The following is a 16081-nucleotide window of genomic DNA, read 5'->3' as shown; positions in this document are numbered from 1 at the left end:
AAGGCCCGGACCATCAGGTCCGGGCCTTCGTTTGTCCGGGGGACATGTGGTTGGGCTCTCACGTCGGCCTTCTACCGCGTTGCGACGAGCAGGTCTGGGCCCTAGGGGTGCTGATTGCGGCCGGTTGCAGAGCTATACGTACGGGAGCCGTTTCTCGGCCCACACCCAGTCGATTCGCTCCTGTTCGAGCCTGACCCGCAGGCCCAGCCGGTCGGTCACCAGATCGGAGTACAGGGCTGCCTCATCTGTTGTCAGGCGCTCGAGGGCAGCTGCCGTTGGCGAGCTCTCCTGGACCCAACGCCCACGATGGGCCAGCAGCGTCTCCCGATCCATGAGGAAGGATCGTGTCTGCGGCAGCCAGGCTCTCAGCTGACTGAGGATGGCGAACCCGTGCGTGTCAAGATCCCCCCAGTAGTGCACCTCTGTGCCTCGCAGCCACGGTAGCGATCCCGGCCGGTTGACTTCGAATCCCTTTCCCCAGATGGCGACTCCACCAGCGGGCACAGGCACGCTGAGGAACGTGATCTCGTTCTCTACGATGACTGCACGGCGGGCCTCAAGATCGAGTTGGGCCAGCTCCTCGACCCGGACGGTTGCGTCGCTGAACTGCCCAGCCAGTCTGAGTGCGGGATCGGAGCGTACGCGGATCAGTTCTGGCTTTGCTCGCAGGCCGAGGGCGGCGATGAAGCTCGTCGACGATGCCGGGACGCCGAGTAACCGGGAAAGCACAGCTCGATGCTGTTCCACGAACTTCGTGTCGACACCGGGAGCGCTGATCTCGCGAAGGTACTTCCCAGAGTCGCGCTCGTTGCTGAGCCAGCGGTACGCAGCGAGCAGTGCAGGCCAGGCCGGGTCGAGTGCGAGTGCTCGCAACGGCTGGCTGGCGATCCACGATCGGACGGCGGGTTCGGCGGCGGCCAGCGCCAGGATTTCGCGGTATCGACTCACCTCGCGGCCGACGCCGAGCAGTGCCCACACTTGGTCGTACGTCGCCACCTTGGCGCGACTCGGGATGCGGTTACGGCCGAACACCCGGCCACCGACCGGCGCGAACTCGAGCGAGTAGTGCCTGTCATCGCGCCGTCCGGAGTCGAGGGCTGCGATCCACGACTGCACTGCGGCGAGATCGTCGCCGATCTGAGCGGGCCGCGGGCCGCTCAACGGTATCTCGATGACAGGAAATGGATCGCCCGCTGACAGCGCGCGCAGCAGCGTGCCATCGTCCCAGCGGCGCCTGATACGCGCGTGGATATCGGCAACCGTTGTCCATCCCGTCATGCCTGGTGCCCTGCCCTGCGTTCCCGGAACTCCTCGATCGTCAAGGTCTGCAGGCGGGAGTAGCTCCCGCCTGGGTTGTCGACGAACCCGATCGACCGGACATATGGCTCGATCACGTGCACCTTCTGTAGCGGGGTGACGATGAGCAGTTGCAGCCCGAGCTTCGCGAACAGTTCGAGTGCGTACCGGGTCGACGCGTCCGAACCTCGGCCGAAGGCCTCGTCGATGACGGCAAACCGGAAGTCACGCGACTTTGCTGCGCCCCACTCGAGGCCGAACTGATAGGCAAGCGAGGCCGCCAGGATCGTGTAGGCGAGTTTCTCCTTCTGCCCGCCGGACTTGCCGTCGGAGTCACGGTAATGCTCCCACTCGTCGTCGGTGAGCCGCTCGCGCTCGGAGGCGGAGAATGTGAACCAGTTGCGCACATCTGTGACCCTGCGGGTCCAGGCCTTGTCGCTGTCGCTGTGTCCCTCCCGGCCCCTGAACCGCTCGATGATGCGCTGGACGTCGAGAAACCGTTGCTCGGAGTAGTGATCGTCCTCCGGTGCCAAAGTGTCGTCCGTTGCGGCCCGTAGATCGGTGCGGAAGTTCTGGATCTCCTGGTTGACTGTGCGCTCGGTGTCCAGACGGATGTAGCGTCCGGGACTGTAGTCGATCGCGCCGAGTGCCTCGTTGATCCGGTCCACTCGGCTGCGGATCTCCTCCGACTGACGCCGCAGCCAGTTGTTGAACTGCGCCAGCTCCCTGATCGTGTTGGTGTTCAGCTGGCGCTTGAAGTCCTCTTCGAAACGAGGCAGGTCGTCATTGGTGACCCGGTCGTGGAACTCTCGGAACTCGCTGCGCGCCTCGATGCTTGCATCCATCTCGGTCGTTGCCTCCGGCCAACGGCGGCGTACGTCGCTCATGTACTGCAGGATGCTCTGCGTGTAGCCGCCCAGCTCCTTTGCCATGCGGTCGATCGCTGCCTGCAGTTCTGTGGTCAGCGATTCCGCGACAGGCCTGCACGAGGCCGCTGTGCGAGGCATGGCCTTGCCGAGCCGGCTGGTCAGATCCGGGTACGACAGGCGCGCGGTCTCAAGGGTCGTGGCCTGCTGTGCAGCGACGAGTGCTTCGTCCGTCCCACGGTCGGCGGTATCGCGTTCGATGCGGTCCTCAAGCTTGCCGATCTCGCGGGTCAGGCCAGACAGCTCGTCGGCGAGTCGCTCCGCCTGCCCCGCGTTTTCGGCCAGGCGCCGCTCGATCTCTGCCAGCTCCGTCGATCCACTGATCAGCCGGGCACGCTCATCTTCGGCCCTGGCCGCACGACTCTCGGCGTCCTCCCAATCGACGTCGATCCAAGACGTGTACTCCGCCAGCCGTGCCAGTGCGGTCCCGCGCGTCGAAAGTGACTCACGCTCTGTCTGCGCATCGCGTAACTGATCCTCGGCAGCGAGCAGCGAGTCCTGCTGCTCCTTGAGGTGTTCAGTGAGCGCATCGATCTTCCGCTCGTTGACCCAACCGAGCACCCAGGAACGGGGATCATCGACCCTCGACCGATCGTCCTTCTCATGCCGCTCGCCCGCCCGGATCTGCCCCTCGCGGGTCACCGCACGATGCTCGGACCGAAACTCCTGAATCGTCTCGACGCAGCGGTAATCCGCGCGTTTGATGAGCTCGTCAGCCAGGTAATCGCGGAACTCACCGTCCCGCACTTCGATGCAATCGGCCAACAGGAGACCTGAACCTGTGCGGCGAGGCCGCAGCGGTACGCGGCGGGCCGGAACTCGCTCGTAGACAAGTTTGGTTCCAGTCACGCGGCCGTCGTTGCGCCGGTAGGTCAGCCGATGCTCGTTGACCCACCGGGCGACCCTGTCGTAGTGCGCGGGTCGAACAAGAAGCGACAGAGCGAATCCGCGCAGGACTCGTTCGGCGGCTCCCCTCCAGTCACCGAACTCTTCCGCCACATCGAGAAGCTCGCCGGCGAAGGGCACGTCGTCGTCAGACAGGTCGAGGTCGTGACAGAGTTGCCGTCGTACGGCGAGTTGGCTGCTCGGCAGATTGCTCGTGCGGCTCGCCAGGCTCGCAAGTTCGGCGCGGGTTTCCTCGCCGAGACGACGCCGTTCCTGCCTCCGACCGGTCAGCTCAGCCACCTTCTCGTCCAGCCCGGCCTGCGTTGCCGCGACGATGGTCGACTGCTCTCGCACGACTGCCGCCAGGGCGGAGAAACCGATGCTGTCCGACACCGCGGTGAGCCCGGCGTCAGACACGCGCGAATCGAATCTCGAACGGCGTTCCCTTCGATGCGCCGCCTGCGTAGTCGCGTCAGCTGCCAGCCGCTCCAACTCGGCCACCCGATTCCCGCCGGCGCCGGCTCGCGCTGTGATCAAGTCCTCGCGTTCGCGCGCCAGTCCCTCCGTGACCTCACGCCTCACCTTGATCTGGTTCGCGCGCTCGTCGCGTAGCTGTGTGTTGGCCTCGATCTCCGAGCTGAGCAGACCGATCCGCAACTCGGCGAAATACATCCGTGCGGCGTCCCGTTGCAGTTCCAGGTCGCCACGACGTGCGAGGGCCTCGTCGTAGCGATCACTGGTAGCGACCAGGGGGCGCAATGCCTCGAGTTGCTCCCGTGCTCGGGTGACGGTGTCGTGCGCCTTCGTCAGGTCCTCGAAATGGGCGACGATGCCCTTGACCTTCTCTGTTGCGTCCACCGGCTCGAGCATGTGGTTGCGTACGAACTCGTTGAGGTTGCCCACCGACTTCATCGATACGGTCTGATGGAAAAGCTCCATCGCCTGCTCCGACTTGATGCCGAGCAGCCGCCGCACCCGGCGGCCGTAGTCGGGGAACACCTTGTGAATATCGGCGCCGGACGCGCGCAGCCGCCGGCGCAGATCGTTCAGGTCCGTGCCGAATGCTGTGAAGTCGCTCTCGATCGACAATTCTTTGGGTGATGTGACGAAGAACCGGTCCGGCTGGCCGGCCTTGTCTTTCTGATGGAACACCTGTGCGAGGCTGACCGTCTCGCCGTACCCCTCGTTGACGAAGACACCCAGGAGCACGGAGTACGACGTGTGGTTTCGCAGGCCGATCGCGCGCGACGTCCCGGACGACTCGATACGCTCGGACTTGTAGTGGCCCTCGACGTAACTGCGCAGTGTTCGTTCTTTGGCGTCGGCGCCCGCGGCCTTGTTGTAGGAGATCTTGTTGGCCGGGAGAAGCAATGTTGTCATCGCATCGACGAGCGTGGACTTGCCGCTGCCGATGTCGCCGGTCAGCAGCGCAGTCTCGCTACCAGGGATCAACCGCCAGACGCGCTTGTCGAAAGTGCCCCAGTTGAAGACCTCGAGTCGTTGTAGCCGGTAGCCGGCGTGGCTGCTCGGCTCGAGTTCGACCGAAGAGAACAATCCGTCAGGCATCGTCGCCTCCTCCGGCCGTCCTCGCGTACTCCTGCAGTTTGCCTGCGAAGTCGGACAGGGTCTGCGCATCGACGTACGCCTTCAGGATGCGCCGAACCTCCCAGTGGTCTGGTTGGCCTCGGAGTTGCCGCAGGAAGCCGAGTTCTGCGGCCTTCCTGATGGTCGTGTCCACCTGGTCGATCACTCGGGCTTCATTCGTCGAGTCGGCGAGAAACAGCCTGAGCATCTCGACGGTCTGGTCACGGGTGAGCACGAGCTTGCCTTCGCCGCCCGTCGTTTCGAACTCCACCAGGCGCTTTCGCAGCAGGACAAGCAGCAAGCTGAGGTTGTAAGTGAGGCTTCGGCGGTTCACCAGCCGCGGCAACGCTTCCTCGCCTTCGTCCTCGTCGCGGCTCTTGAGGTAGGCGTAGCCCTCACTGTGGTCCACGACCAGGTCCACCCCGATCGCAGCGAAGTGATCGCGTACCGGGCCTGCATGGCGGTCGAGCGCGGACCAGGTGTCCTCGTCAGTCTCGCGATAGACCACGCCTCGCATCAGGCGGATGATCGCGGTCGCAACCGCATGTTCCTCCGGCGTTCTCATCGTCGGGTCACCGTGACCCGCGGCAGCCGTGCTCGCCGTAAGACGCCACCCTGGTCGTACTCGACAAGTGTCTCGTCGTCCTCGTCCATGGTGACCTCGATGTCGTCGTCCGATAGGGCGAGATAGCCGATGATCTCGGCCGCACCGTGCTCGAGTGGGTAGAGGCCGATGATGTCCTCGAGCAGGGCGGAGCTGCGCTCCGGGACGAGGGATCGGATGTTGTCGGCCAGCCGAACCGGATCGACGAACGATTGCCCGAGCAGTGCAGCCACATCCACGACCTCATCGTCAGCAGGCCCCAGCAGGCTGTCGAGCTGCGCTGTCGGACGGGCGTCGTAAAGGGGCCTCTCGAACGGCAGAGCAACCGCGATTCCCGGTACGTCGACCTGCAGTCCGACATCCGGCGGTTGCTCCCGGCAGGCCAATGCCGCAGCCTCGACCGACCTGACGAGATCGAGCACTCGCCGGTTCTCCAGCCAGATCTGGTCGTCCAAGAACCGTCGCAATTGCTCCGAGATCAGCCGGACCGTTCGTTGGGTGCGTTCGGCCGCCTCCGACCAGTCGTGGTGAATCGTCCGCAGACGAAGGTCGGCGTCGAGTTGGTCGAGCGACTGCACCCGTGCCAGGAGCCCGGCAAGCTCGTCCTGGCGTGACTCGGAGAGCAGGAAGTCGTAGAACGCTTGGAAGGTGCGCCCCTGATCGGATCCGGTGATGTCCGAGCGGCTCCCAATCAGGTCGGCGAGCAGATCGGCCTTGCTTCCGTCCCACGCTGCGATCTGTTCGCGAGCGGCTCGGTCCAGCGCGCGGAAGTTGTCCTCCACTTCCCGGAAGTCCGACAGTAACTCCCGGGCGATGCCGGCGAACTGCTGGTAGCGGTCGAGTAGCGCGGTCCGCTCGAGTGTCGTCACGATGCCGGCCTCGACATCGGCGATCTCCTGGTCGATACCTGCGCGTCGCCGCCGGAGCTCGGTCAGCCGGACGCCCGGATCGGTCTCGGTGCCGTGGACGATCTGACGGAGCAGATCGACGATCGTCTGCAGCCGCGATTCGGTACCGACGAACGGCCTGGTCTGAAGGCCGGTTACCCACGCGTACGCCTTCTCGAACGCTGGTGTGGCATCGTAGTGGACCTCGTCGGAGCCGAGCGGATAGAAGCGACGTAGCCAGCCCGCCTCCGCCGCTGCCCAGTCCTCGAGATAGTCGAGGGCGGGACGGGGATAGCGGGGGTCCTCAGATGCACCTGAGTTGAGCGTGTAGAGAACGTCGTCAAGTGCTGCTTCGAGGGCGGCCGCTGGGGTCGGTCCGTGGTTGTCCTCCACGAAGAACCGGCCGAGGAACGACAGCACGAGCGGTGCGTTCGTTGCCCGCAGGAGTCGCCACGCGGGATGCCGGTCGCGCAACCGCTCGATACCGTCGTACTCCATATGGCCCCCTTTCGGCTCGACCAAGCGTAGATAGGTCCGCCGACACTTTGGGTAGAGCGCGTGCCGTGCGAAGCTCACCCTCCCTGCTGCTGCGTGCTCATTCCGCTTCACCCGGAAACGCTCAGCCTGACGGACAACCCGAGGTGGTCGGAGATGTCGGGGCGGTCGGTGAACATCAGGTCGGCGGACTCGACGTTGACGGCTCCGGTGACCAGCACGAAGTCGATGCACTGCGAGGTGCGGCCCGGCGGGAGGTACTCGGCGCGGAAGGTCGGGGGACACGCGCCGGCGAACGCGTCTACCAGGAAGGCCTTGGCGATGAAGGAACGGAAGAGGTCGCTGTCGCGTGGCACGTTGAAGTCGCCGCACACGATCGCCGGCCCTGGCAGCGCGTCGACGACATCGGCGAGTACGGCGAGCTGCGCGCGATGCGTGTCGTAGAAGCGGTTGGACTCCGACCAGTCTCCGTCGACGTTCGCGGTCGGATGTGTGTTGACGACGTATCCGAACGCCAGGCGCGTGACCAGAGTGCCCTTGAACCCCGAGGAGAAGCGGACATAGTCCGTGGCTTCGACCGGTCGGCGTGAGAACGTCGCCAACCCGCCGGCCGGTCCGACCAGGGAGCGTCGGTAGCTGATCCATCGGTAAGACGGCATCCACCGGACCAGCTGCCTCAAGTGGTAGTACGTCAACACCTCCTGGACGTTGACGACCTCCAGGTCCGACCCCTCGAACTCGCGCCCGATCACGCCGTACCGTTCCCGCAGCCGTGATCTCAGCACCGGGATCCCCCGGGTGTTGAAAGTTGCAACCGACAACTTGCCCATACGCCTCCAGTCGTAGCTCGGGTCAGGGTAGATCCCGGCGGAAACCCCGATGTGGGTGCGGTGGGGAATCAGTAGTTTGCGGGGTGTGATGACTTTCGAGGTGTTGATCCGAGGTGGGGAGCTCAGTCTGCAGGAGCCGGTGGCTCGCGTCTTGTGTCCGGTGGAGGGGCATGACGGGCCGTGTGAGGTGCCGTGGGGGTTCTCGGTGAGTGGGCAGGACGACCTGGTGCTGGGGATCTACGCGTCGCCGGCGAAGGCGGCTGAGGTGGTCGAGCGAGTGCAGGAAGTCGTCGGTGCAAGCGAGGTCGTGCTGAGCCCGGCGCCGGCGGACCACTTCGAAGAGCTGGCAGAGCAGCACCGGATCGAGCACGGCGGCTGATACTGGGCTCGTGGACGCTATTGCCGAGGCTCGGAGCGCGTACGACGTACGCCGCTGGGCGCGCGCGTACGAGCTGTTCGCCGCGGCGGACGGCCTCAGCGCCGACGACCTGGATCGCTACGCCGTCGCAGCGATGCTGGTGGGCCGGATGGACGACTACCACGCCATCCGTGAGCGCGCCTACGAGCAACTGCTCGCCCAAGGCGACTTGCTAGGGGCGGGTGGCGCAGCGCTCTGGACCGGTATGCAGCGCATGGTCGAGGGCGACGTCGTGGCCGGCGGCGGCTGGCTGGCGCGAGCGGCCCGGCTGATCGAGGAGGACGGCACCGACTCGGTGCCGGCCGCTGTGCTGGGGATGAGCCAGGCCTTCCAGGTCACCGAGCTCGACCAAGCGATCGCGATTGTCGGCGAGGCGGTCGCAGCCGGTCGCCGACTCGGCAGCCGCGACCTGGTGGGGCTCGCGCTGCACCAGCAAGGGCTGCTCCTGCTGCAGGCTGGCCGCTCGAGTGAAGGCCTATCCAGGCTGGACGAAGCCATGGTCGAGTTGTCGTCCGGTGAGCTGTCGCCGATGGTGACCGGCATCGTCTACTGCGGTGCGATCACCGGCTGCTGGACGGTGTACGAGCTGGGTCGCGCAGAGCAGTGGACCGCCGCGATGACTCGCTGGTGCGACAGCCAGCCCGAGCTGGGCAACTTCACCGGCGAGTGCAAGGTACGACGCGCCGAGCTCAAGCAACTGCGCGGCGACTGGACCGATGCTCGCGAGGACCTTGCCCGTGTGAACCAGGTCGACCTGTGGGCCGTCGGGGTCGCGGCGTACGTCCGGGGGAACCTCGACCGGCTCCAGGGCCACTTCACGGATGCCGAGGAGTGCTTCACCGAGGCGAGCCGGCTCGGCACCGACCCGCAGCCCGGGCTGGCCCTGCTGCGGCTCCAGCAGGGCAGTGTGCAGGCAGCCGCGGCGATGATCCGCCGCTGTCTGTCCGAGGAGCAGGACGACGCGAAACGCATCGAGGTCCTCTTCGCCGCGACCGAGATCCTCCTCGCGGCCGGGGACGCCAAGACAGCCGCGGCAGCGGTCGAGGGCCTGAGCATCTTCGCTAAAAAGTGCCGTACAGCAGTGGTCGGCGCACTGTGCGACCAGGCCCAGGCGATGATCCAGCTCGCCGGCGACCACCCGGAGGCTGCGCTCACCCCGGCCCGTGCCGCGCTCCGGCGGTGGGTCGAACTGCGAGCGCCGTACCAGGAGGCTCGCACGCGGTTGCTGATCGCGGACGCCTGCCGAGCGCTCGGCGACGGCGAGTCGGCGGACCGGGAGACGGTGACGGCGCGCGCGACGCTGGAGAAGCTCGGCGCGAAGACCGACTTGCAGCGCCAGGACGGTCAGCTGACACAGCGCGAGATCGAGGTACTACGCCTGGTCGCCACCGGAGCCACCAACCGGGCGATCGCGGCACAGCTCGTGCTCAGCGAACGGACCGTCGACCGGCACGTGAGCAACATCTTCATCAAGCTCGGCGTCTCGTCGCGGTCGGCGGCCACTGCCTACGGCTTCGAACACAAACTCGTCTGAGCAGGTACCCATTCGACCCGTTGGGTACTTTCGCCGACGCACCGGCACAGCCCGGATTCCTACCTTCGAAACACCATCGAAGGAGGGACCATGAGGTACGAGACAGTAGTGATCGGAGCAGGGCAGGCCGGGCTGTCGGCGGGCTACCACCTGGCGCAGCGCGGCAAGCCGTTCGTCATCCTGGACGGGGCCGACCGGGTCGGCGGGTCGTGGCTGAACCGCTGGGATTCGCTCGCCTTGTTCACTCCGTCCAACCGCAACAACCTGCCCGGCGAGAAGTTCGGCGGCGGCTTCAGCTTCGCGTCGAAGGACGAGATGGCCGCCTATCTGCAGCGGTACGCCGAGCAGCAGCAGCTGCCGATCCGCCTCGGCACGAGAGTGGACGGCTTGTTCCGCGAGGGCGACGGCTTCCGCGTCACCGCCGGCACCGAGTCGTTCGAGACCGACAACGTGATCCTGGCGACCGGCGTGCACCGGGTGCCGAAGATCCCGGACTTCGCCGGTGAGCTGTCGCCGGACATCGTCCAGCTGCACTCGGCCGACTACCGCAACCCCGGACAGCTGCAGCCGGGCACGGTGCTGATCGTCGGAGCGGGAAACTCCGGCGCCGAGATCGGGGTCGAGGTCGGCAAGACGCACAAGGTGCTGCTGGCCGGCCGGAACGTCGGCTACATCCCGATCGAGGTGCGCGGCTGGCAGGGAAGGGTGGCGTTCCCGCTGATCTGGTGGGTCTGGGAGCACATCCTCACCGAGGACAAGAAGCCCGGCCGCAAGGTGCAGGCCGAGGCGCTCGAGGGGCACGGCGAGTTCCTGATCCGGCAGAAGGAGAAGGACCTCCTTGCCGTCGGCATCGAACGCGTCGCGCGCATCGGCGCGGTCGTCGACGGCCGGCCGCAGACCGAGGACGGCGACCTGCTCGACGTCGCGAACGTCATCTGGGCCACCGGCTTCCTGCCCGACTTCGGCTGGATCGACCTGCCCGGCCTGGACTCGTCCGGACGGCTCGCGAACCAGCGCGGCGCGGTGGTCGGACAGCCGGGGCTGTACGTGCTGGGGCAGGAGTTCCAGTACATGTTCAACTCGCACACCGTCGGCGGAGTCGGCAAGGACGCGGCGTACGTCGTCCGGCAGATCGCCGGCCGGAGCGTCTTGACCTCAAGCATGGTTTAACTACCACGCTCGGGGTCATGAAGATCGAAGGAGAGATCCCGAGCCAGGCCGACGTCGACGCGATCGTGGCGCTGGTCGACGCCGTACAGGATGCTCAGAGCACCGAGGATGTGGACGGGTTCATCGCGTTGTTCCGCAAGGACGCGCTGTGGGTGACCGGGCACGGCAAGCGGCTGTACGGGCGGGACACCATCGCCGAGTTCACCAGCCGGGTGCTGCCCGGGGCGACGAAGGACTCGTACGCCACCTACGTCCCGGACCACCTGCTGTTCGTCCGGCCGGACATCGCGGTCGTCAACGTCAACCAGACCTACCAGCGCCGCGACGGCTCCACCGGCGAACTGCCGGTGGAGCACGGCAGCCCGGTCTACTTCCTGGCCAAGGACGAGGGCAGGTGGCAGATCGCGGCCGCGCAGAACACGGTGGTCGTGACTACTTGACCGCGAGCTCGCCCAACTCGGACCACTCGTTCTGGGGGAGCTTGAAGTTGACGATCCGCGGCGTCTCGACCAGGTACTGCGGGAGGTGCTGCTGAGCCGCCTTGAAGTGGTCCGAGGTGACGTGCGCGCTGGCCGCGTCGTCGTCGGCGAAGGCCTCGACCAGGACGTACTCGTCGGTGTCGTCGATCGAGCGGGACCAGTCGAACCACAGGCACCCCGGCTCGGACCGGGTCGCCTGGGTGAACTCAGCCGTGATCGAGGGCCAGTCCGAGGCGTGCTCGGGCTGGACACGGAACTTCGCGGTGATGAAGATCATGCGCCCGATGCTAGTGCTTAGCGCAGCGTGAAACCCGTGCCGAGCGGGTCGCGGGGGTCGAGGCTGAAGGTGGCGGTGCCGGTCCGGTACGCCGCACCTTCGACCTCCGTGATCACGCCGCCGTCGGCCTCCGCGACGACCCGGCCGAGGAACGTGCTGCCGACGATCGACTCGTGCCGCAGCACCTGGCCGTCCGCCAGCCGGCCCTCGTCGTACAGGAGGGCCAGGCGGGCCGACGTACCCGAGCCGCATGGCGACCGGTCCACCTCACCGTCGGCGAAGATCGCCACGTTCCGCTGACGCGGTCCGCTGTCCCAGGAGCCGAGGTCGTCGTAGAAGATCGTCCCGTACATCCCGCTCAACCGCGGGTCGGTCGGGTGCACGGCCTGCGAGTCCAGCGCCCATTTGATCTCCCGCCCGACCGCGATCAGGTCGGCGTAGCAGTCGGGTGTGACCGACAGCCCGACTGACGACGCCGCGACGGAGGCGTAGAACGCACCCCCGAAGCTGACGTCGGCCACCGTCTCCCCACGCGAGGTCGACACCGCCAAACCACGAGCGAAGACGTACGACGGAACGTTGCGAAAGGCGACGCTGGACACCACGCCACCAGAGCACGTGACCCGCGCGACCACCCGTCCGGACGGTACGTCGATGACCACATCCGTCACCCCGTCCGGCGAGGCGGCCACCAGGCCCGTCTCCACCGCCCAGGCGCCGAGCGCGATCGTCCCGTGCCCACACGCCGTCGAGTACCCGTCCTTGTGCCAGAACAGCACGCCGAAGTGCGCGGCGGAGTCATCGCCCGGCACCACGAAGCCGCCGTACATGTCCGCATGCCCGCGCGGTTCGTTGACCAGCAACTGCCGGACCCTGTCGACGTCCGCCGAGGTCTGCGCAAACTCTCGCCGGGAGAGCACCGAGGCGCCGGGGACCTCCACCGATGACACGATCCGGAACGGCTCGCCACCGGTGTGGTAGTCGACGACATCCACCGAGAGCATCAGAACCCCAACTGCTGCCGAAGCGACTCGAGCGTGTGCGCCGACTCCAGCGTCAGCTCGGTGTCCGCGGCCGCGACGGCCTGGGCCAGCGCGTCGGTGGTGACGATCGTGGTCAGCACCTCCGCGGTGATCCCGGTGACCGTGTTCGGGACGTGGATCGCCACGGTCACGTCGCCGGCCAGCCGCTCGGCGATGAGCTGCTCGCTGAGCAGGATGATGCCGGCGCCGACCGCCCGGGCCCGGTCGATCACGACCTCGGCGTCGATGACCAGGCGGCCGGGGGCGATCACGATCACCACGTCGTCGGGCCCGATCGCCAGCAGGTCGTCGGCCAGCCGGAACCCGGCGGTCTGGATGCACCGGCTGCGGCGGCCGAACCGGCGCAGCTTCAGCGTGAGGTGCTCCGCCGCGACGTAGTTGGCGCCGAACCCGTACGTCGTGATCTCGCGCGCGTCGAGCAGCAGCCGGACCGCCTCCTGGAAGGCGTCCACCGACATGTGCTGGTTGAGGAACTCGATCCGCTCCAGCGCCTCGGTGATCACCCGGTCCCAGACGTGCTTCGGGTCGCCGCCGGTCGCCTCCATCCGGCTCCGCAGCCGCTCCTCGCGCCGGCTCGGGTGCTGGAACGGTGACGCGACCATGTCCTTCAGCTCGGCCAACCCGGCGTACCCGAGCGACTGCAGGGTGCGCACGACGGTGGCGTTGCTGGTCTTGCTCAGCTGCCCGAGCTCGGCCGCGGACAGGTAGAGCAGCCGCTCCGGCGAGATCTCCGAGAGCGACCGGCAGACCGCCCGGGACGCGGGGGTGAACTCGTCCCAGTGGTCCCGGATCCGGCTCCGGAGTTCGGCGATCGCCGGATTTCTCGTAACCCCTGTTACATCATCGGCCATCTGTGTATCATCCCGTCCCATCGCAGTTGTAACAACTCATCCAAGCACACCCAGTTCTGTAACACATCGTCTAAGGAAGCTGATGCGGATCATCGAAGTGTCCAGTCCCTCCGCTCATGATCGCGGACGGCAGTACGGTCGCGCCGCAGCGGACCTGATCGGTGCGGCGATCGAGTACTACGGCCAGGCGTTCGAGCTGCAGACCGGCCGGACCTGGGCGCAGATCCTCGAGCAGTCCGCCCCCTGGGAGCGCCTGATCAGCAGCGACTTCCCCGACCTGTACGACGAGATCCGCGGCATCGCGGACGGCGCCGGCGTCTCCACCCGGGAGATCGTGGTGCTGAACTGCCGCGGCGAGATCGTGTACGACGCCCCGCTGCCGGCCGAGGTGGACGAGGTCCCCGACGGCTGCACGTCGTACTCGCTGACGGCGACCGACGGGCACGTCTACGTCGGCCAGAACTGGGACTGGCGGCACGCGGTCCGCGACACCGTCGTCATCCTGCGGATCGTCCAGCCGCCGAAACCGACCGTGGTCATGCAGGTCGAGGCCGGCCAGATCGGCAGGCACGGCGCGAACGACCGCGGAATCGCGCTGAACGCCAACGGGCTCGGCGGCCGGTTCGACGACACCGTTGGTGTACCGCAGACCGTCATCCGCCGGCTCGTCCTCGACTCGGCCTCGATCTCCGACGCCCTCAAGGTCCTGGTCAAGACTCGCGCGCACATCGCGAGCAACGCGCTGCTGACCGACCGATCCGGTTACAGCATCGACCTCGAGACCACCCCCGGCGCCCACGGCTGGGAATACCCCACCGACGGGCTGCTGGTGCACGGCAACCACTACCAGGCGTTCGTCCCGCCGCAGCTGGCGGCCGACCACCGCCCGATGTCGCCGGACTCGCTGCTCCGCGTCCCGCGCGCCCAACAGGGTCTGCGCGACGCCCAGACGTCGACCGACGTCCGCAAGGCGATCCGCACCGCCATGTCCGACCACCTGGGTCACCCCGACTCGCTCTGCGCCCACCCGGACGATCGGCTGCACCCGTTGCGCCAGTGGTCGACGTTGCTGTCCACCTGCGTCGATCTGACCACCGGCGAGTACTACGTGACGCCCGGAACACCCTGCGAGCACGAATACGAGCTCGTCCCCTTCAATCTTTACGACTAGGAGTCCCCATGTCCGCCAAGCCAGTGAGTGCGGTGCTCTGTGCCTCCGCCGTACTCCTCCTCGCAGGGTGTGGTGGTGGCCAGAACGCCGCACAGTCGCCCGTCAAGGACCAGGTCAAGCTCGTCGACAGCACGCCGGCCGCGGCCGGTCAGCTCGACCAGGCGACCTGGTTCATGACCAAGGAACCGCGGTCGCTCGATCTCGACGCGGACGCGGCGAACTCGCAGAGCGACCTGATCATGGCGAACGTCTGCGACCGCCTGCTGCAGCTCCAGCCCGACCTGACGCTCAAGCCCGGGCTGGCGGAGAAGTACGAGTGGAAGGACAAGACCAGCCTGGTCTTCACGATCCGCCAGGGCGTGAAGTTCCACGACGGCAGCCCGATGACCGCCGACGACGTGCTGTGGAGCCTGCAGCGGCACTCGGCCGAAGGCGCCTCGGAGTCCGACGAGTACGTCAACGTGACCGGTGTCGCGAAGACCGGGCCGAACGAGATCACCGTCAAGTTCAAGCAGCCGGACGCCGTCTTCGTCGAGGCGATCGCGGGTGACGCGGGCGTGGTCTGGAGCCGCAAGCTGGTCGAGTCCCAGGGCAAGAGGTTCGGTGGCCCGGACGGCAAGGACGCCTGCACCGGCCCGTTCCAGCTCAGCGAGTGGTCGCCGGGCAAGCAGATCACGCTGACCAAGGCCGCGACGTACTGGAACCCGGAGAAGGCGGCCAAGACGGACAAGATCACCTTCAAGTGGGGCAGTGACGACGTGATCGTCAACTCGCTCGTCACCGGCGCCGCGACCGGCTCGTACCTGGAGAACCTGTCCTCGGCGACTCAGCTCGCCGCCGGCAGCGTCACCACGGTCAGCCAGGGCCCCGACACCCGGGTCTGGAACCTGATGGCCACCGAGAAGGGCGCCCTGAAGGACGTCCGGCTCCGCAAGGCGCTCGCGCTGGCGATCGACCGCGAAGGCGTCTCCAAGGCGGCGCTCTCGGGTCTCGGCCAGCCCTGGAAGGAACCGGTCGGCTCCGGCGCGTGGGGCTACGAGAAGGCCAAGTTCCAGGCGGCGTACGACGCCCTCGGCGGACTGCCCGCCTCGCCGCAGCAGGCCGATCTGGACGCGGCGAAGAAGCTGGTGCAGGACGTCGGCCAGACCCAGCCGATCGTGGTCGCCAGCGACGGCAGCCCGGTCCGCAACGTGATCGCGAACGCCGTCGTCGACGCCGCCCAGAAGATCGGGCTGCAGGCGACGATCACGCAGATCCCGACCCAGGGCTACGACATGACCGACGAGTCGGTGCGCAAGACCGCCGACCTGTTCAGCGACGACTACTTCATCTCCAAGAACGACCCGGTCGGCTTCTACAAGAACGGCGCCACCAACTCCTCGGTGCAGTGGCTGCTGCGCGACCCGGCGTACGACGAGCTGGTCAGCAAGGGCCGCGCCGCGCTCGAGGACGCGGAGCGGGCGACGATCGCGATCGACCTGGCCAAGCGCTGGAACGACGCGATGCCGTGGATCCCGGTGGTGCAGAGCCCGAGCACGGTCGCGCTGTCCAGCAAGGTGACCGGGGTGCCGGCGAGCGGCTGCTACCGCTACTACCCGTGGGCCGCCGACCTGGGGACCAAGGGGGCCTGA

At 67.0% G+C, this 16081-nt stretch carries 14 protein-coding genes; 6 read left to right on the top strand and 8 right to left on the bottom strand.

Going from position 1 to position 16081, the window contains the following annotated elements; translation table 11 throughout:
* Positions 1-132 precede the first annotated feature (132 nt).
* From AB0H36_RS25530 to AB0H36_RS25510, 5 genes are all read right to left on the bottom strand, one after another.
* Positions 133-1278 carry a Wadjet anti-phage system protein JetD domain-containing protein gene (locus AB0H36_RS25530; RefSeq protein ID WP_360528226.1) on the bottom strand — a complete coding sequence of 382 codons (1146 nt, stop codon included), beginning with the start codon at positions 1276-1278 and terminating at the stop codon, positions 133-135.
* Positions 1275-4673: an ATP-binding protein gene (locus AB0H36_RS25525; RefSeq protein WP_360528223.1), complete on the bottom strand. Its 3399-nt coding sequence runs from the start codon at positions 4671-4673 to the stop codon at positions 1275-1277. Before AB0H36_RS25525 ends, AB0H36_RS25530 begins: the two co-directional genes overlap by 4 nt.
* Positions 4666-5256, bottom strand: coding sequence for a DUF4194 domain-containing protein (locus AB0H36_RS25520; RefSeq protein WP_360528220.1), 591 nt, complete (start codon positions 5254-5256; stop codon positions 4666-4668). The genes AB0H36_RS25525 and AB0H36_RS25520 overlap by 8 nt, the downstream gene beginning before the upstream one ends.
* Entirely contained in the window at positions 5253-6680 is a 1428-nt protein-coding gene (locus AB0H36_RS25515) for a DUF3375 domain-containing protein (RefSeq protein WP_360528217.1), read from the bottom strand. Before AB0H36_RS25515 ends, AB0H36_RS25520 begins: the two co-directional genes overlap by 4 nt.
* A gap of 107 nt (positions 6681-6787) precedes the next feature.
* Positions 6788-7507 carry an endonuclease/exonuclease/phosphatase family protein gene (locus AB0H36_RS25510; RefSeq protein ID WP_360528214.1) on the bottom strand — a complete coding sequence of 240 codons (720 nt, stop codon included), beginning with the start codon at positions 7505-7507 and terminating at the stop codon, positions 6788-6790.
* Between the two features lie 88 nt (positions 7508-7595).
* On the opposite strand from AB0H36_RS25510, the gene AB0H36_RS25505 reads away from it, so the two are divergent.
* The 4 genes from AB0H36_RS25505 (at position 7596) to AB0H36_RS25490 (ending at position 11069) form a co-directional block, all read left to right on the top strand.
* A complete protein-coding gene (locus AB0H36_RS25505) occupies positions 7596-7886 on the top strand; it encodes a hypothetical protein (RefSeq protein ID WP_360528211.1) in 291 nt (96 codons plus the stop codon).
* Between the two features lie 10 nt (positions 7887-7896).
* Positions 7897-9459, top strand: coding sequence for a response regulator transcription factor (locus AB0H36_RS25500; RefSeq protein WP_360528208.1), 1563 nt, complete (start codon positions 7897-7899; stop codon positions 9457-9459).
* 90 nt (positions 9460-9549) lie between these two features.
* Positions 9550-10629: an NAD(P)-binding domain-containing protein gene (locus AB0H36_RS25495; RefSeq protein WP_360528205.1), complete on the top strand. Its 1080-nt coding sequence runs from the start codon at positions 9550-9552 to the stop codon at positions 10627-10629.
* 17 nt (positions 10630-10646) lie between these two features.
* Positions 10647-11069 carry an SgcJ/EcaC family oxidoreductase gene (locus AB0H36_RS25490; protein ID WP_360528202.1) on the top strand — a complete coding sequence of 141 codons (423 nt, stop codon included), beginning with the start codon at positions 10647-10649 and terminating at the stop codon, positions 11067-11069.
* Here the strand turns inward: AB0H36_RS25490 and AB0H36_RS25485 are convergent.
* The 3 genes from AB0H36_RS25485 to AB0H36_RS25475 are packed head-to-tail and all read right to left on the bottom strand — an operon-like array spanning position 11062 to position 13279.
* The gene (locus AB0H36_RS25485; RefSeq protein ID WP_360528199.1) at positions 11062-11385 is read right to left on the bottom strand and encodes a putative quinol monooxygenase; all 324 of its coding nucleotides are present in this window, start codon (positions 11383-11385) and stop codon (positions 11062-11064) included. The two genes, AB0H36_RS25490 and AB0H36_RS25485, sit on opposite strands and share 8 nt — an antisense overlap.
* Positions 11386-11402: 17 nt before the next feature.
* The gene (locus tag AB0H36_RS25480) at positions 11403-12389 is read right to left on the bottom strand and encodes a proline racemase family protein (protein WP_360528196.1); all 987 of its coding nucleotides are present in this window, start codon (positions 12387-12389) and stop codon (positions 11403-11405) included.
* Positions 12389-13279, bottom strand: coding sequence for a MurR/RpiR family transcriptional regulator (locus AB0H36_RS25475; protein WP_360528193.1), 891 nt, complete (start codon positions 13277-13279; stop codon positions 12389-12391). Before AB0H36_RS25475 ends, AB0H36_RS25480 begins: the two co-directional genes overlap by 1 nt.
* 82 nt (positions 13280-13361) lie before the next feature.
* On the opposite strand from AB0H36_RS25475, the gene AB0H36_RS25470 reads away from it, so the two are divergent.
* Positions 13362-14450 carry a C45 family peptidase gene (locus AB0H36_RS25470; protein ID WP_360528189.1) on the top strand — a complete coding sequence of 363 codons (1089 nt, stop codon included), beginning with the start codon at positions 13362-13364 and terminating at the stop codon, positions 14448-14450.
* An 8-nt stretch (positions 14451-14458) separates the two neighbouring features.
* Positions 14459-16081, top strand: a complete 1623-nt coding sequence (locus AB0H36_RS25465) for an ABC transporter substrate-binding protein (protein WP_360528186.1) — start codon at positions 14459-14461, stop codon at positions 16079-16081.

Origin of the sequence: Kribbella sp. NPDC050820, from assembly GCF_040653975.1 — a bacterium.
Classification (GTDB): domain Bacteria; phylum Actinomycetota; class Actinomycetes; order Propionibacteriales; family Kribbellaceae; genus Kribbella.
Note: the sequence above shows the minus strand (reverse complement) of the source record. Positions and strands in the feature narration are given on the sequence as shown.

Excerpts from the sequence above, each read along its gene's own strand:
- AB0H36_RS25490 (WP_360528202.1), top strand. The coding sequence starts at position 10,647 with ATGAAGATCGAAGGAGAGATCCCGAGCCAGGCCGACGTCGACGCGATC.
- AB0H36_RS25505 (WP_360528211.1), top strand. The coding sequence starts at position 7,596 with ATGACTTTCGAGGTGTTGATCCGAGGTGGGGAGCTCAGTCTGCAGGAG.
- AB0H36_RS25520 (WP_360528220.1), bottom strand. The coding sequence starts at position 5,256 with ATGAGAACGCCGGAGGAACATGCGGTTGCGACCGCGATCATCCGCCTG.
- AB0H36_RS25530 (WP_360528226.1), bottom strand. The coding sequence starts at position 1,278 with ATGACGGGATGGACAACGGTTGCCGATATCCACGCGCGTATCAGGCGC.
- AB0H36_RS25470 (WP_360528189.1), top strand. The coding sequence starts at position 13,362 with ATGCGGATCATCGAAGTGTCCAGTCCCTCCGCTCATGATCGCGGACGG.
- AB0H36_RS25515 (WP_360528217.1), bottom strand. The coding sequence starts at position 6,680 with ATGGAGTACGACGGTATCGAGCGGTTGCGCGACCGGCATCCCGCGTGG.
- AB0H36_RS25485 (WP_360528199.1), bottom strand. The coding sequence starts at position 11,385 with ATGATCTTCATCACCGCGAAGTTCCGTGTCCAGCCCGAGCACGCCTCG.
- AB0H36_RS25465 (WP_360528186.1), top strand. The coding sequence starts at position 14,459 with ATGTCCGCCAAGCCAGTGAGTGCGGTGCTCTGTGCCTCCGCCGTACTC.
- AB0H36_RS25480 (WP_360528196.1), bottom strand. The coding sequence starts at position 12,389 with ATGCTCTCGGTGGATGTCGTCGACTACCACACCGGTGGCGAGCCGTTC.
- AB0H36_RS25495 (WP_360528205.1), top strand. The coding sequence starts at position 9,550 with ATGAGGTACGAGACAGTAGTGATCGGAGCAGGGCAGGCCGGGCTGTCG.
- AB0H36_RS25475 (WP_360528193.1), bottom strand. The coding sequence starts at position 13,279 with ATGGCCGATGATGTAACAGGGGTTACGAGAAATCCGGCGATCGCCGAA.
- AB0H36_RS25525 (WP_360528223.1), bottom strand. The coding sequence starts at position 4,673 with ATGCCTGACGGATTGTTCTCTTCGGTCGAACTCGAGCCGAGCAGCCAC.
- AB0H36_RS25510 (WP_360528214.1), bottom strand. The coding sequence starts at position 7,507 with ATGGGCAAGTTGTCGGTTGCAACTTTCAACACCCGGGGGATCCCGGTG.